Here is a 14,511-nt window from a genome sequence, read left to right as displayed (position 1 = left end):
TCCGTTTACTTAGCCGTCGTTGCGTCGACCCACGTGTAGCCGAGCTTCGTGATTCCCGATACGAGGGCCTCGAAGTCGCTCATCGCGGGCAGTTTCAGATCCGGCTCGAGCCAATACGGGTGAAAGAAGAACGACGCGAAACCATCGCGCACGACGAGCGCGTACTGCGCGTTCGTCAGCATTTGCTGCTCCGTGTAGGCCGTGCACGAAAACGGATCGATGTTGCAGATGTCGTATTGAATGCTGCCGAGGTTCTCGGGAACGATGCGCTCTCCGTAGTAGTCCTTATTGATGATGTACGGGAAGAACTGGCCGGCCGAGAAATCCTGATTGGCTGCACCGGTGCCGATCTGCGGATCCGTCGCGGTGTAGTAGACGGCGCGCTGATACGAACTCGTGAACTCCGCGGCAGCGGCTTGCGAGGCGAGCGGCGACATCTGGTATTGCGGGGCACCCCAGCCGGCCACCTTGTAGCCGTTGCTCGTGAACTCGGCCAAGCCATCCTTCATCCGCCCCTCCGCCCATTGTTCGGAGTCCTCATCGACGGGCCGGTTCTGCACTTCGTACCAGAACTCATAATCGTTGCCTGATACGGCGTTCTGCACGTTCGGCGTCGAATCGTACTGGTGCGTGTAGCCGTGCATGATGATCGAGCCGCCGTGCGCAATCGCATAGGTGAGCGCCGACTTCAACCCCGTGGCTTGCGCAAGATGGATCGTCTCGGGCACGCCGCCGTTGTAGTAGCCGTTCGGGTCCGTGTACAGCGGTATCGTCGCCATCGTGAACGGGATCTTCAAGCCGTACAGGTAGTTGGTGAGCGTCTTCATCGAGGTCGTCGTCGTGTAAGCGTCGAGGTCTTCGAGCCGCACGATCGCGCGATGGTTGGTGGGCGCGCCGGTGTTGAGGATGTCGTGCAGCATGTCGCAGATCACGAGGTACCGGTCGGTCGGGCCGATATACGAGAACGGCATATCGGCGAAGTACCAGAGGTTGCCCGAGCGGATCACGTAAGGTGCCGTCGCGCCGGTCGTGCTGTTCGTGATCGTGACGAGCGATTGCGCGAGCGCCGAATTGGCGACCGACGTGAGGCCGAGGTCGGGATCGGCGCTGACCACACCTGTCGTGGCGTCGAACGAGTAGTACTTCACCATCGACATGTTCTTATAGGACACCGTGTCGTAAAAGCCCGGCGTCGGATTGCTGGACGTCGGTGTCGCATTGAGGCCCGCCAACCCGAGGAAGTTGATGCCGTAGGTTTGCGTGAACGTGTAAGCGGTATTCCAGGCGATCTGCCACAAGTTGTACTTGAACCAGACGACCGTATTTTTCGTCGTCATCACGTCGTTCATGAACGCCGTGGGCAACGGGTTGTTGTAGTAGTCGCCGATGTAGAACGTGGCCGTCGTGCTGTTGATCTGGCCCGCCGTGTAGTTTTGCACGGGCTCGAGCGTAACGGTCGTGTTGAAATGCCCGAGCAGATTTTGCAGCATGATCGCGTACATCAAGCCGAGCTTCGAATACGGATCGTTCTGCGGGTTGTCGTACAGAATCAGCGTGCTTGCCGTCGTCGTCTGCGCCCGCGCCGTCACCGGCACGGTCAGTTGTGCGAATCCGGCCAACAACGCCAGGATGAGAATGACCTTTTTCATTGCGTTCTCCCTAGTCCCGTTCGACCGTGCCGCCTACGCGCTTGACGGTGTTGGGTTTGAATTTGGGACGGCCCGTTTCCTTATAGGCGTCAGCCCAATCCTTTTTCGACATCCCAGGCTGGATTTGAAAATGCCCGGAAAGAATAGGACGAGGCGGCACCTTGAAACTGCTGGCAGGATTGGGGAACGTTGCGCCTTTATTCGACGTGCTTTGGGCGCGAGCTTCGTTCGACGCGAAGCCGCTCGAAAGCGTGATCGTTAAAAGCGCGGCCATCGCCAACGGGACGAATTGGCGGCGGCGAGGGGAAATGTCGCGAACAGGCATAACCGGCTCCTTCTTGTTCATCCGCACGTGGTCTCGGCAGCGAACATGTTTGGGCATGCAATGACCCGCCGGGATGCTCGATGGCGCATCTCGGAAGGGATCTCAGGTTTGATCAGCACGGGACGAATAGGCCGAAGGGGGTTCAGCGCTATTCGTTACGTTGCGTTATCAGCATGCACGGTTAAACCACTTCTCGCGCTATCAAATCGAATGAAAGTGTAGGAAGGCGCACACTGTTTCCCGCACTCTCCGTGATAGAGCAGTTGATATGTAGATAATCTTTATCTGCCATCGGCGAGTCGCCGGCAAATGCGCGTTGCCCGATTCCGAATTCGACATTTCGTCAGATCACGAAACATCGACGCGACCACGCTGCTAGCATGGTCGCCATGAACACACATCCCTCTCCCCCCGCCTTCACGCCCACTATTGCGCGCGTGCTCGCCACGGTCAGCGTGGCATTCGTCGTCACACAACTCGACGTGACGATCGTCAATATTGCATTACCGAACATCGGCTCGCAGTTGCATGCGCCCGTATCGGTACTGCAATGGATCGTCGATGCCTATACGCTCGCGTTTGCGGTGCTGATGCTGTCTGCCGGCGTGCTCGGCGATCGCTTCGGCGCGCGACGCTTGTTCGCCGCGGGCCTCGTGCTGTTCGCGGCGTCGTCGCTCGCTTGCGGACTCGCGCCGAATGCCGTCGCACTCGTCGCCGCACGCGCCGCGCAAGGCATCAGCGCCGCGGCCATGCTGCCCAACTCGCTCGCGTTGCTCAATCGCATGTGCAGCCACGACCCCCGCCTACGCGCGCGCGCCGTGGGATTGTGGACCGCCTCGGGCTCGATCTCGATCGCGGCCGGGCCGGTGCTCGGCGGCATATTCATTGCGGCATGGGGATGGCGCAGCATCTTTCTCGTCAATGTGCCGATTTGCCTGGCGGGCCTCATCGCGACCTTCGCATGGGTACCGCGCCGCGATGACAGCGCGGCTCACGCGCATCGACCGCTCGGCATCGATCTGCCCGGCCAGTGCATCGCGATCGTCGCACTGACCGCATTCACAGGTGCGGTCATCGAAATGCGGCCGCTCGGCGTTGGACATCCGCTGATCATCGGCGCGCTCGCCGCAACGGTACTCGCGGCGCTCGCGTTCGTCGCGGTCGAAGCGAAAAGCCGCGCGCCGATGGTGCCGCTTGCTTTGCTGCGCGACAAGACGTTCAGCGCCGCGGTGGTCTTCGGCGTCTGCGTCAACTTGGCCTACTACGGCACCGTCTTCGTGCTGAGCCTCTATTTGCAGCGCGTGCACGGCGAAACGCCGCTGCAGGCCGGCCTTGCCTTCCTGCCGCTCACCGGAGGATTTCTCGTGTCGAACGTCGCGAGCGGATGGGTGGTCGCGCGTTATGGCCCGCGCCTTCCGATGATGATCGGCGCCATTGTCGGCGCGCTCGGTTACGGTCTGCTGCACCTGACGCAAGCCGATACGCCGATCGCCGCGATGCTGGTGCCGTTTCTTTTGATCCCGGCGGGCATGGGCCTTGCCGTTCCCGCGATGACGACGGCCGTCCTCGCATCGGTCGAGCACAAGCGCGCGGGCACCGCATCGGCGGTGCTCAATACGGCACGGCAAGCGGGCGGCGCAGTCGGCGTCGCGGCGTTCGGCGCACTTGCGAGCGGAGTCGGTTCTGCTTCCGTCGTCTCCGGTATGCAAATATCGGCGGCGATTGCAACTGCCTTGCTCGTCGTGGGGGCGCTGCTCTCGGCCCTCGTCCATCCGTCGGCGCATGCGCGCGAGGCCGCCGACAAGGAAACGGCACGCTCCAGCGCGCAGCGATAGCGGCGCCGCGCTACGCTACGCTGCGCCGCCGCGTGTCGCCGCGGCCACACAACGAACGAATTTGAAACAGAATGTATCGCGCAGCGCTAAAGCGTCGCGTTCAGGACGGCACCCGTATCGAGCGCGCGTTCGATCAGTCCTTCGTCGCGCGCCTTGCGTATTGCGTCCGCAATCAATTGCTCGGGTGCAACCATCTCCGCCTTCAACGTTCCGAACAGCCCCGACGCATCGAATATCACGAGCGTTTCGGCTGAATCGTCGCGGCTGATGATGACGCGATGCGTCGATTCGCCCTCGCCGAGGCTGGCGCAAAATTGCATGGTGCGTCCGTCGATTTGCTGCTCGAAGCTTTGAATCATTCGCAGGCCCTCCTTTTCGCGCACGCGCATCTCATCGGAGAAGCAAAGACCGTGCGCGACGCGCCTCGGTCGACCGGCGGCCGGCTCGCTTACAGCAAAGGCCTTCTCGGCGCCCGCGCGGCGTCGATGCTCGCGCCGCCGGCGCCCGTCACGAACAGCAGCAAGAAGCCGCCCGCGATGCCGACGTTTTTCCAAAAGTGAATCACCATGTCGTGCTGAAGCGCCGCATCGGTGACGTTCCAGAAGTCGTGGCCCAGTACGGCTGTCGCGATCGTATAGACGGCCATCAGGAGCGCAAGCGGTCGAATCGCGAAGCCGACGACGAGCAAGATCCCGCCGATCACCTCCACCGCCGTTGCGAGCGGCGCCGCGATTTGCACGAACGGCACGCCCTTCGCATGCAGATAGCCGACGAAGGCCGCGTAGCCGAGCAGCTTCATCACGCCGGACCAAAGAAACAGCACCGAGAGCGCTAAACGTGCAATGAGAATGATTCCCGAATCGACGGCACGCGTCATGTATCTACTCCTCCTAGTCCGCACAATGAAAACGCGCGCCTCGCGGGCGCGCGGACGTCGAAGGTCAGGATATGCGCTGCGGCCGGGTTTTCCAAGCGCCGAACGGCGATGCGCTCCCGGCGGGCAGCTTATGGCGCCATCTGCTCGATTCCCTGCCGGGCCGAATCGACGGGATGCTCGCAACCGTGCTCGGCACGCGGATGACGCGGCGCGGGCGCCTCGTCACGCAGCCCGCTCGAATTGAGCAAACGGTACAGGGTAGCGCGCGAAATGCCGAGTTCGATCGCGGCGCTCGACAGGCTGTAGGCATGGCGCGCGAGCGCATCGCGTACGGCCGCGCGCTCGGCGTCGCAGCGAATCTCGGCCAGCGTGCGGCCGATTTTGGTCTCCACGCCAGGTAAGCCCAAATCCGCGGCCGTGATGAAGCGCCCCTCGGCCATTACGACGGCGCGGCGCACGCAATTGATCAACTCACGCACGTTGCCGGGCCAACTGTAATGAAACATCGCGGCGATCGCATCGCTCGAAAACCCGCGAATCTTGCGGGCGCCGTCGCGGCGATAGAGCTCGAGTGCGTGCTGCGCGAGCAGCTTGATGTCGTTGTCGCGCGCGCGCAGCGGCGGCTCATCCAGCCGCAAGACGCACAAGCGGTGATAGAGATCCATACGGAAGCGCCCTGCTTCGATTGCCGACATCAAATCGACGTGTGTCGCCGAGACGATGCGTACGTCGACGTTGATCGGCCCCGACCCGCCGAGCCGCTCGATCGTGCCTTCCTGCAAGAAGCGCAGCAGAACGGCCTGGCATTCGTGCGGCATGTCGCCGATTTCGTCGAGAAACAGCGTGCCGCCGGCCGCCGCCTCGATCCGGCCGATCTTCCGTTGCAGCGCGCCTGTGAATGCACCGCGCTCATGGCCGAACAATTCCGATTGCAGCAGCGAGGGCGGAATCGCCGCGCAGTTGATCGCAACGAAAGCTTCTTTCGCGCGAGCCGAGCGGTCGTGGACGGCACGCGCCGTCAATTCCTTACCGGTGCCCGATTCGCCCGAGATGAATACGGGCGCTTCGGTGCGAGCGCACTTGTCCATGCCTCGGTTCAAGTGCTGCATCGCTTCGCATTGGCCGATCATCGTGCTGCTCGGCACCGCCGGCACCTCATGGTTCGCCGTGTCGCGCAGCGCCCATAGGCCATCGGCATGGCCCATCAAGATCGTCAGCCGCTCGTCGTTGCACGGCAGCGTAACGAAGTCGAAGCAGAAATCGAGGATGAAGCGGCGAATCGAAGGATCGTCCGCCTGCCCCGCGCGCACCTCCGCAATCCACGCCACGTCGCTGTGCGAAATGCACGACTCGAGCTCGGCCAACTGTTGCGAACTGCAGTCGATCGGCAATTGAACGAGACCGACGTGAATAACGCCGCGCTCGACGCTCCGCTGTACTTGCTGAGATGTCTTCGCGTGCACGACGTGCCACCCCGCGGCGACGAGCCGATCGACGCTTTCCGCGTCCGGCTTGAGCGAAACGAGAAGGACGGTGCGTTCCGCGTGCAGCGAATCAGAAACGGTACCCATGTATTACCCCCGTGTCGATACGCGAGTTTCCTCGAGCCAGGTTACCTCGTCGAATCGAAGCCATTTTTGATCTCGATCAGTTTCCGCGCGGCGCCATCCGACACGTCTCGTCATGCATGACGTCGGCAGCGCTTTATTTCGTTATGCAATGCAACATAGTCTTGAAGCTTACGAATTGCTATAGGAAAAAACGCCATGCGGCTCAATACGGAGTCGCAGCATTTCTTACCGGTTTGCGTTCGCTGGCGCGCGTAGCCATCCGCAGGTAGCGCGAAAGGCCGCCCCGACACACCTTCGAGCGGACCGTCTCAGCAATGCGACATCCGTGGCACGAACGTTTTTGGGCCGTCCCGTGCCCCGATTCTTTCAATTCATCCCATTGCCGGACGTGAGGGTGCCGTGTCGGACAACGCTATCGCTGCGGTGCGGCAATCGAATGAATATCGTCAAACGAACGTTCGATTCGTACGCACCACTCGCTTTAATGCCCGCCGTCATGTTTCAGAAACGAAACATCTCCCTTTCCATAACCGCCAGACGTGATGACGCCAATTGTCGAGTGCCTTGTCGCACAACGGTTTGCGGCCACATGGCATATCCGTTGCCTTATCGCATCCCAAACGAATTCGCCGCCATCGGATCTGTTTGATCGACTGCGGCAACGAGCTTCGGCAAGGGCGCGCGACATGACATGCACGCAGTAGCCGAAGAACGACGGGCCATCGCGGCGCTATGCGAGCGATGCGGACATACGAGCGATGCCCCGCCTAGGTCGTCGTCCGTTAGGACGACTAAGCATGCTGCGGTCTTGACCAACGGCCGTGGCGTTTTGGTTGATCTCAACCTCTCCATCGGGGGCAAACATGAGCAAGCTTCAACATTTTCTGCGCGAAGAAGACGGTGCGGCGGCAATTGAATACGGTCTGCTGGCAGGGCTGATCGCAGTGGCCATCATCACAACGATCACCGCGATCGGCACGCATCTGAATACCGTCTTCGGGTACGTCAGCACGGCGCTTGCCGGCGTCGTGGCGCCCTGACCTCGGACCGACGATCTCGAGCGCCCGACGGCGCTCGAGAGCCGGACACAACTTACATCGAACGGGGGAAAACATGGGCAAGCTCCAGCAGCTTCTACGCAATGAAGATGGTGCGGCGGCGATCGAATACGGTCTGCTCGCGGGCCTGATCGCGGTGACCATCGTCGTGGCCGTTACGGCGATCGGGACGAATCTGAACACCGTATTCGGTTATGTCAGCACCGCACTCGCCACCGTGGTCGCCCCGTAGGCCGATCACGACGACAGCACGAGCGCTTCGCCACACGCAAACAACGCAATACCGTCACCCGCCGCCGCGAGCGGTACGGTGCCTGCGGGTGGCGACGTGCTCATCCGAATTCGAATGCGACGAACGGGGAATGCAATGAACACAGTGCTCTTTCCGATCGGCCCATGCGTGATGGCGCTCGTCGTCATCGCCATGTCGTACGACCTGCATGCACGACGTATCCCGAACTGGCTCGTGGCGACGGCCTTGATTGCGGCACTGCCCGTGCAAATTGTCGCCAACGGCTTGCCGATCGGTCCGATCTGGTGGTTCGCCGGCGCGCTGACGGGCGGCTTGCTGCTCACGCCCGGCTATCTGATGCGCATGCTCGGTGCAGGCGACGTCAAGCTGATGGCAGCGGTCGGTGCGCTGCTCGGGCCGCGCGGCGCCCTCGAAGCTGTGCTTGCGGCGACGGTGGTCGGCGGCGTGCTCTCGTTCGTCGCATTGATGCAAAGACGCAGGCTGCGCAAGGGCATGGCAAGCGCGATGTCGATGCTCATCACGATGTCGGCCATGCCGGAAGAAAGCGTTTCGAGCAAGAAGGAGCCGGCGCGTGCAAGCGAGCTCAGCGTAGGTTCGCTGCCCTACGGCGTCGCGATCGCGATCGGATCGGCCATCACGCTGATCGTGAACGCGTGACCGGGCGGGGGCCATGAATTGGACTAGCAGGGGGCCGGGAGGGTCGATCGCGGCCGAACCGAGTGCAATGCACCGGTAACGAAGCCGCGACGACAACGACAACGAGAAGCCGCGTGCGGGAGGAAAACGCGGACGCCAAGGACAACGGGCTGATACGCGGCGACGCGCAGCTACGTCGTCCACATGTTCCGCTCGCCGCAAGGCGGGCTTATTCGGGGGAAGTGCAATGAGTCAGAACGTCAAACGGACCGCGCGAACGGCGGTCACGCCAAACCAAGCCGCAATCCGGCACGTGTACGACGCGTACGCGAAAAGCGACGCGGGCTGCGGCCTCGTTGCACGACTCCCCCGAGCCTTGATATCGACACGCCGCGGCGACGCCGCATTGGGACACGATTGATTCACGCCGCCTCGACGCGCACAGCCGGCATCCATGCATGCCGGGCGTGCCGCGAAGCAACCGATAGGTGAACGACATGAAAAACCTTCGCGCATTGATGATGCTTCTAATCGCCGCCGCGGCCGGATTGACGGCCGTCGTATTCGCGTCGCGTTGGATGATGGAGCAAAACTCGGGCACCACGACCAAGGTCGTCGTCGCCACCTCCGACATCGATCTCGGACAACGCATCTCGCCCGAATTCGTCAAGACGATCGACTGGCCCTCGGGCAGCGTGCCGTCCGGCGCGTTCCACGACGTCGATAAAGTCGACGGGCGCGTGCTCAAGGAAAGCGCGATGCGCGGCGAGCCGATCCTCGAGGCGAAGCTTTCGCCGCAAGGCACGACCGGAGGCTTGTCGGCCGTTATCGATCCGGGCAAGCGAGCGATCACTGTACGCGTAAACGACGTGATCGGTGTGGCTGGCTTCGCGCTGCCGGGCAACTACGTCGACATCATCGTCAACACGCAAAAGGACTCCAACGCGCAGTCCGATCAGAAGATCTCGAAGATCGTGCTCGAGCACATCCTCGTGCTCGCCGTTGCGCAAGAGGTCGGCCGCGACGAAACGAAGCCGAAGGTCGTCGATGCCGTCACCCTGCAAGTCACGCCAGAACAGGCCGAGAAGATCGACCTGGCCCGCAGCATCGGCACTCTTTCGCTCGTATTGCGCAATCAGGTCGATCCGCAAGATCCGAAGACGGACGGCGCCACGCGCGCCACGCTGCTCACGCTGCCGCAACCGGTGGCGCCCGCACGCCCCGCGCCCGTCAAGGTCGCCGTGCATCGCCAGGCAGCGCCGCGCGACTGCGTGCACGTCATCGACGGAGCGAACAGCACGCAAGAATGCTTCTGATGAAATGGAATCGATCGTTCGGACTGCTAACGAATTGACCAGCGTGACAACGCAGCGGCCGATCGAAGGACCGTAACACGGGAATAACGCAATAACGCAGGAGCCGCATGGCATGCGGTTCGAAAGCGAAAAGCGGAATCTGCATCACTTATCGCATCACCGGGGGAACGACATGAAGACTCAATCCGACCGCCTCAGCCGATCGCCGCGCCGCGTACGTGCGCAGGCTCACTCGCAAGCAGGCGTACGCTTCTGGAAGACTCGTGCGTGCGGCATGGCCGGCGCGCTGTTCCTCAGCGTGCTGACGAACGTGCAGGCGCAGCCCGTTGCCGCCGCTGCGGCGCAAGCGTCGACGCGAGCGATGCCTTTCGTCGAGCATGGACCGAATTGCGTCGGCGACGTGGCAATGCACACCTCCGTCGTCGTTCCGCTCGGCAAGTCGACGATGGTCGACCTGCCCGAGCCTGTACGCACGCGCACGGTCGGCAATCCCTCGGTCGTGCAAGCCATGCTCGTCTCCCCGCGCACGTTGTATCTGCTCGGCTCCGACATCGGGACGACGAACATGATCGTGCAGGGGCGCAGCGGCTCGTGCAGCATCATCGACGTCGTCGTCGGCGCCGACCCGGACGGCCTGCAGCAGGCCATCAACGAACTCTTGCCCGACGAGAGCGGCGTCAAGGTCCGTGTGGCAGCCGATACGCTCGTTCTTACCGGCACCGTCTCGGATTCGGTCAAGGCGCAGCGCATCCTCGAGCTTGCCAATGCGTTTGCGCAACGTCCCGCGACGCCGCTCGCCATGCCAGGGCGCGCGACGGCAATGCCCGTGGCCGCGCCTGCAGCCGCAGCCGCGCCCTCCACGACGAGCCCGACGCCGCTGCACATCATCGACATGATGCGTATCGCCGCGCCGCAGCAGGTCATGCTGGAAGTCAAAGTGGCCGAAGTGTCGAAAACGCTGATCGACGAACTCGGCGCAGCACCGAATATTCAAGGCGCGTTCGGCAGTTGGAGCGTTGGTCTGCTCGCCAATTTCCTATCGGGCGGCGCGAGTGCGCTCTCGCTCTCCAAGGCGAACAATAAGCCGCTGAGCCTGTTGCTGGACGCGGAGAAGGACGACGAGCTCGTCAAGATGCTCGCGCAACCGACGCTCATGGCGATCAGCGGGCAGGAAGCGAGTTTCCTCGCCGGCGGCAAGGTATTCATCCCGGTGCCGCAAAGCAACGGCAACGGCGGCACGACGATCACGCTGCAGGAAGAGCAATTCGGCATCGGTCTCACGTTCACCCCCACCGTGCTCGAGAACGGCCGCATCAATTTGAAGGTGGCGCCGGAAGTGTCCGAGCTGTCGCCGACGGGCGTCGTCGTGACGGCGTCCAACAGCAACAACAGTTCGGTCCTGCCGCTCATTACGACGCGACGCGCCTCGACGACGGTTCAGCTCAACGACGGACAGAGCTTTGCCATCGGCGGCCTGCTCAAGGACAACATCACGGGCACGCTCAAGGCCATTCCCGGCGTGGGAGAGTTGCCGATCCTCGGGGCGCTCGCGCGCAGCACGAACTACCAAGCCGACAAGACAGAGCTCGTGTTCGTCATCACCCCGCACTTGGCCAAACCGCTGCCGCAGAACTATACGCTGCCGACCGATCACTTCGGCAAGGTGACCGAAGGCGGCATCTTCGCAACCGGGAATATGGAAGGGCATCGTTCGGACAAGCCTGCCGCTCCGGCTCCGGCTCCGGCGCCGGCTCCCGCCACGCCCTCGTCGGCGCCCGTCAGCGCGCTGCCCGCCCCGTCGGCGCCGGCAACGCCTTCGGCAACCGCACAGCCCGATACGGCGGCCCGTCCGGATGCCGCTACGCCCGACGCGAAGGCGCAACCCGTAGCGACGGCAAACCCTGTCGCCACGCCGTTGCCCGATGCGCCGGCCAAGCTTGCCGACGATCAAACGCAGCCGGCCGCCCATTGACCGCCTACGCCACAAACCAAAGACATCGGAGATCGACATGAAGATCCAACAGATTGCTCTTCGCCTTGCGCTCATCGTCGGCGCTTGCGCGATCCTGGACGGCTGCCTCAGCTCCACGCCGATTTGGGACCGCACGTTCGGCGAATCCGTCAACGCGATCACGGCGATGCAGACGCTCAATCCGAACGCATCCGCCAACACCGACCCGGTCATGGGCATCGATGGCACGGCAGCCACCGCCGCGCAGCAAAACTACGGCAAGTCGTTCATGGCCCCTCCACCGCCGACCAACATGTTCACGATCGGCGTGAGCTCCTCGAGCGGCAGCGGTTCAGGCAACTGATGCGACGAAAGCCCCGCAAGCCCCACGCCACCTAGCGATCAAACGAGGTAACGCCATGCTCGACATTCTGCTGATCTCGTCCGACGAGGAGCGCGCGGATCGGATTGCCACGCTCGTCGCCCAGGAAAACGCCAGTCACCGATTACGTACGATTCGTGCCGGCGCCGCCAGGCTTGCCGAGTACCGCGATAACGCTCAAAACACGGATCTGCTGATCATCGACGACATTCATCTGAAGCAAGGCGATTTGACGGCGGTCGAAGCGGTCGCGGCCAACGCCCCACGGCTCAGTTGCCTGCTCGTGACACCGTCGCTTTCGCAGGACTGGCTCGTCGCGGCCATGCGCGCCGGCATGCGCCACGTGCTGTCGTGGCCCATCGACGAAGCATCGTTCGCTGCCGAGCTTGCGCTCATCGAAGAAAAGAAATCCGCCGGCATGGGTCGGGAAAGCCGCATGTTGTCGTTCGTCTCGCCGCGCGGGGGCTGCGGCACGACGCTCATCACGGTCAATCTCGCCTATGCGTTGGCGCGCGAGCGCGGCAAGCGCACGCTCGTCGTCGACTTGAGTCGCCAATTCGGCGATGCGCATCTGATGCTGGCCGACAAACCGCCCACCGCGACGCTCGTCGATTTGTGCAGACAAATCGAACGGCTCGACGGTGCGTTCTTCGATACGTGCGCGATGCACGTCCATCCGAATTTGGATGTGCTCGCCGGCGCGCGCGATCCGATTCAGGCTGCCGACCTGAAGCCGGCGCAAGTCGAGCGCATCTTTTCGCTCGTGCTGCCGCGCTACGACGTCGTACTCGTCGATCTCGGGCAATCCATCGACCCGATCTCGATGCTCGCGCTCGATCGCAGCAGCGATATCGGCGTCGTGTTGCGCCAGAGCATCCCGCATTTGCACACGGGCCGCAGGCTCGTGGACATCCTGCGCGAACTCGGCTATCCGACGAGCAAGCTACGCGTCATGCTCAATCACTACGACAAGAGCGCAAGCGTCGACGTAGGAACGCTCGAGCACGCGCTTGGCGTGCGCGTCGCACATCGATTGCCTCACGACGCAAAGCATGCAGGCCAGGCGATCGAGCAGGGCACCCCCCTGCTCGAAGTGGCGAAGTCGAGCGCGCTGGCGCATGGCATCGACGCGCTGACCGAGCTCCTTTGGCCGAAGGCGTCCGCCGCGCCGGCGGGCGTTTTCTCTCGCCTGTTCGCTTCCAAGCCGGCCGCCGCGTCGCCGATGCGCACGCTGAAAACCGAATCCTGAAATCCTGACCTATCGCGGAGACAGCCATGTCCTTGCGTGAACAATTGATGATGCAAAGCGGCGTCGTAGCGTTCGAGACGATCGGCACGACAACGGCGGGTACCGGTGAGACTCATACGGCGGGCCAAGCGTATCAGCAGTTGAAGATGCACGTCCATCGAACGATCATCGAACGCGTCGAGCTCGACAAACTGCAGCGCTTAACGCCCGAGCAAGTCACGCGCGAACTCGGCCAGCTCGTGGAGCGCATCGTCGAGGAGGAAAAGATTCCCCTCAACGAGGCCGAGCGGCGCCGGCTCGCACAAGACGTGCACAACGAAATGTTCGGCCTAGGGCCGCTCGAGCCGCTGCTCGCTGACCCCACGATCAACGACATTCTCGTGAACACATGGCGGCAGGTCTACGTCGAGCGGCGCGGCAAGCTCGAATTGACCGACATCACGTTCTTCGACGATGCGCATTTGATGAAGATCATCGAGCGCATCGTCTCGCGCGTCGGACGGCATATCGACGAGTCGACGCCGATGGTCGACGCGCGCTTGCCCGACGGCTCGCGCGTCAACGCGATCATCCCGCCTTCAGCGATCGACGGCCCGCTCGTCTCGATTCGGCGCTTCGCCGTCAATCCGTTGACGGTCGACGACATGATCCGCAACCGCACCTTCACGCCCGCCATCGCGCGCATGTTCGAGGCGATGAGCAAGGCCAAGCTCAACATCCTGATCTCCGGCGGCACGGGCAGCGGCAAAACGACGATGCTGAACCTGATGTCCGGTTTCATCCCGGCGAACGAACGCATCGTCACGATCGAAGACGCGGCCGAGCTTCAATTGCGCCAGCCGCACGTGCTGCGCTTGGAGACTCGCCCGCCGAACATCGAAGGCAAGGGAGAGATCCCGCAGCGCGCGCTCGTGCGCAACGCGCTGCGGATGCGCCCCGACCGCATCATCTTGGGCGAAGTGCGCGGCGCGGAAGCGCTCGACATGCTCCATGCGATGAACACGGGGCACGAAGGATCGATGGCGACGCTGCATGCCAACTCCGCGCGCGACGCGCTCACGCGCCTCGAAAATATGATGTCGATGGCCGGATTTTCGTTGCCTGTCAAAGCGATGCGCCAACAGATTTCATCGGCGATCGATGTCGTGGTACAGGCGGTGCGTTTGACCGACGGTACGCGCCGGCTCACGAGCGTGCAAGAAATCACGGGCATGGAGGGGGACGTCATCAACATGCAGGAGATTTATACGTTCAAGCGAACCGGCGTGAATACCGAGGGCAAGGTGACGGGCTACTTCTGCGCCACGGGCGTGCGTCCGAAGTTCTCGGAGCGTTTGGCGGCGTTCGGCGTGGCGCTGCCCGACGATCTGTTCGATCCGTCGCGCCGCTTCGAGGCGTAAGCCGACAAG

The 14,511-nt window shown here is 62.8% G+C and carries 14 protein-coding genes; 9 read left to right on the top strand and 5 right to left on the bottom strand.

Going from position 1 to position 14,511, the window contains the following annotated elements:
• Nucleotides 1–5: 5 nt before the first annotated feature.
• Nucleotides 6–1,649, bottom strand: a complete 1,644-nt coding sequence (locus J3485_RS22145) for a DUF2334 domain-containing protein (RefSeq protein ID WP_206956460.1) — start codon at nucleotides 1,647–1,649, stop codon at nucleotides 6–8.
• A gap of 10 nt (nucleotides 1,650–1,659) precedes the next feature.
• Nucleotides 1,660–1,995 (bottom strand): hypothetical protein, encoded by a 336-nt coding sequence (locus J3485_RS22140; RefSeq protein WP_206956459.1) that lies wholly within the window; start codon nucleotides 1,993–1,995, stop codon nucleotides 1,660–1,662.
• A gap of 359 nt (nucleotides 1,996–2,354) precedes the next feature.
• On the opposite strand from J3485_RS22140, the gene J3485_RS22135 reads away from it, so the two are divergent.
• Complete coding sequence (locus J3485_RS22135; protein WP_374192457.1) at nucleotides 2,355–3,809, top strand: MFS transporter; 1,455 nt, start codon at nucleotides 2,355–2,357, stop codon at nucleotides 3,807–3,809.
• An 86-nt stretch (nucleotides 3,810–3,895) separates the two neighbouring features.
• On the opposite strand, the gene J3485_RS22130 is transcribed toward J3485_RS22135, so the two are convergent.
• From J3485_RS22130 to J3485_RS22120, 3 genes are all read right to left on the bottom strand, one after another.
• Nucleotides 3,896–4,168 carry a hypothetical protein gene (locus J3485_RS22130; protein WP_206956457.1) on the bottom strand — a complete coding sequence of 91 codons (273 nt, stop codon included), beginning with the start codon at nucleotides 4,166–4,168 and terminating at the stop codon, nucleotides 3,896–3,898.
• An 89-nt stretch (nucleotides 4,169–4,257) separates the two neighbouring features.
• Nucleotides 4,258–4,686 (bottom strand): DoxX family protein, encoded by a 429-nt coding sequence (locus tag J3485_RS22125; protein ID WP_206956456.1) that lies wholly within the window; start codon nucleotides 4,684–4,686, stop codon nucleotides 4,258–4,260.
• A gap of 128 nt (nucleotides 4,687–4,814) precedes the next feature.
• Entirely contained in the window at nucleotides 4,815–6,257 is a 1,443-nt protein-coding gene (locus J3485_RS22120) for a sigma-54 dependent transcriptional regulator (RefSeq protein ID WP_206956455.1), read from the bottom strand.
• Between the two features lie 863 nt (nucleotides 6,258–7,120).
• On the opposite strand from J3485_RS22120, the gene J3485_RS22115 reads away from it, so the two are divergent.
• The 8 genes from J3485_RS22115 to J3485_RS22080 all read left to right on the top strand — a co-directional run bounded on the left by J3485_RS22115 (nucleotide 7,121) and on the right by J3485_RS22080 (nucleotide 14,502).
• On the top strand, nucleotides 7,121–7,297 hold the full coding sequence (locus J3485_RS22115) for a Flp family type IVb pilin (RefSeq protein ID WP_206956454.1): 177 nt from the start codon (nucleotides 7,121–7,123) through the stop codon (nucleotides 7,295–7,297).
• A gap of 73 nt (nucleotides 7,298–7,370) precedes the next feature.
• Nucleotides 7,371–7,547, top strand: a complete 177-nt coding sequence (locus tag J3485_RS22110) for a Flp family type IVb pilin (RefSeq protein ID WP_206956453.1) — start codon at nucleotides 7,371–7,373, stop codon at nucleotides 7,545–7,547.
• A 135-nt stretch (nucleotides 7,548–7,682) separates the two neighbouring features.
• Nucleotides 7,683–8,225 carry an A24 family peptidase gene (locus J3485_RS22105; RefSeq protein WP_206956452.1) on the top strand — a complete coding sequence of 181 codons (543 nt, stop codon included), beginning with the start codon at nucleotides 7,683–7,685 and terminating at the stop codon, nucleotides 8,223–8,225.
• Between the two features lie 476 nt (nucleotides 8,226–8,701).
• Nucleotides 8,702–9,520, top strand: coding sequence for a Flp pilus assembly protein CpaB (cpaB, locus tag J3485_RS22100; protein WP_206956451.1), 819 nt, complete (start codon nucleotides 8,702–8,704; stop codon nucleotides 9,518–9,520).
• Nucleotides 9,521–9,692: 172 nt separating this feature from the next.
• On the top strand, nucleotides 9,693–11,492 hold the full coding sequence (locus J3485_RS22095) for a type II and III secretion system protein family protein (RefSeq protein ID WP_206956450.1): 1,800 nt from the start codon (nucleotides 9,693–9,695) through the stop codon (nucleotides 11,490–11,492).
• A 37-nt stretch (nucleotides 11,493–11,529) separates the two neighbouring features.
• Nucleotides 11,530–11,835: a hypothetical protein gene (locus tag J3485_RS22090; protein ID WP_206956449.1), complete on the top strand. Its 306-nt coding sequence runs from the start codon at nucleotides 11,530–11,532 to the stop codon at nucleotides 11,833–11,835.
• Nucleotides 11,836–11,890: 55 nt separating this feature from the next.
• Entirely contained in the window at nucleotides 11,891–13,102 is a 1,212-nt protein-coding gene (locus tag J3485_RS22085) for a CpaE/TadZ family protein (protein WP_206956448.1), read from the top strand.
• Between the two features lie 26 nt (nucleotides 13,103–13,128).
• Nucleotides 13,129–14,502: a TadA family conjugal transfer-associated ATPase gene (locus J3485_RS22080; RefSeq protein WP_206956447.1), complete on the top strand. Its 1,374-nt coding sequence runs from the start codon at nucleotides 13,129–13,131 to the stop codon at nucleotides 14,500–14,502.
• The last annotated feature ends 9 nt before the right edge of the window (nucleotides 14,503–14,511 follow it).

The organism is Trinickia acidisoli, from assembly GCF_017315725.1.
Classification (GTDB): domain Bacteria; phylum Pseudomonadota; class Gammaproteobacteria; order Burkholderiales; family Burkholderiaceae; genus Trinickia; species Trinickia acidisoli.
The sequence above is the reverse complement of the archived record's forward strand: the minus strand, read 5'-3'. Positions and strand labels throughout refer to the sequence as shown.

Bases quoted from the DNA above. Each gene is read 5' to 3' on its own strand.
- J3485_RS22145 (WP_206956460.1), bottom strand. From the start codon at position 1,649: ATGAAAAAGGTCATTCTCATCCTGGCGTTGTTGGCCGGATTCGCACAA.
- J3485_RS22140 (WP_206956459.1), bottom strand. From the start codon at position 1,995: ATGAACAAGAAGGAGCCGGTTATGCCTGTTCGCGACATTTCCCCTCGC.
- J3485_RS22135 (WP_374192457.1), top strand. From the start codon at position 2,355: ATGGTCGCCATGAACACACATCCCTCTCCCCCCGCCTTCACGCCCACT.
- J3485_RS22130 (WP_206956457.1), bottom strand. From the start codon at position 4,168: ATGATTCAAAGCTTCGAGCAGCAAATCGACGGACGCACCATGCAATTT.
- J3485_RS22125 (WP_206956456.1), bottom strand. From the start codon at position 4,686: ATGACGCGTGCCGTCGATTCGGGAATCATTCTCATTGCACGTTTAGCG.
- J3485_RS22120 (WP_206956455.1), bottom strand. From the start codon at position 6,257: ATGGGTACCGTTTCTGATTCGCTGCACGCGGAACGCACCGTCCTTCTC.
- J3485_RS22115 (WP_206956454.1), top strand. From the start codon at position 7,121: ATGAGCAAGCTTCAACATTTTCTGCGCGAAGAAGACGGTGCGGCGGCA.
- J3485_RS22110 (WP_206956453.1), top strand. From the start codon at position 7,371: ATGGGCAAGCTCCAGCAGCTTCTACGCAATGAAGATGGTGCGGCGGCG.
- J3485_RS22105 (WP_206956452.1), top strand. From the start codon at position 7,683: ATGAACACAGTGCTCTTTCCGATCGGCCCATGCGTGATGGCGCTCGTC.
- cpaB (WP_206956451.1), top strand. From the start codon at position 8,702: ATGAAAAACCTTCGCGCATTGATGATGCTTCTAATCGCCGCCGCGGCC.
- J3485_RS22095 (WP_206956450.1), top strand. From the start codon at position 9,693: ATGAAGACTCAATCCGACCGCCTCAGCCGATCGCCGCGCCGCGTACGT.
- J3485_RS22090 (WP_206956449.1), top strand. From the start codon at position 11,530: ATGAAGATCCAACAGATTGCTCTTCGCCTTGCGCTCATCGTCGGCGCT.
- J3485_RS22085 (WP_206956448.1), top strand. From the start codon at position 11,891: ATGCTCGACATTCTGCTGATCTCGTCCGACGAGGAGCGCGCGGATCGG.
- J3485_RS22080 (WP_206956447.1), top strand. From the start codon at position 13,129: ATGTCCTTGCGTGAACAATTGATGATGCAAAGCGGCGTCGTAGCGTTC.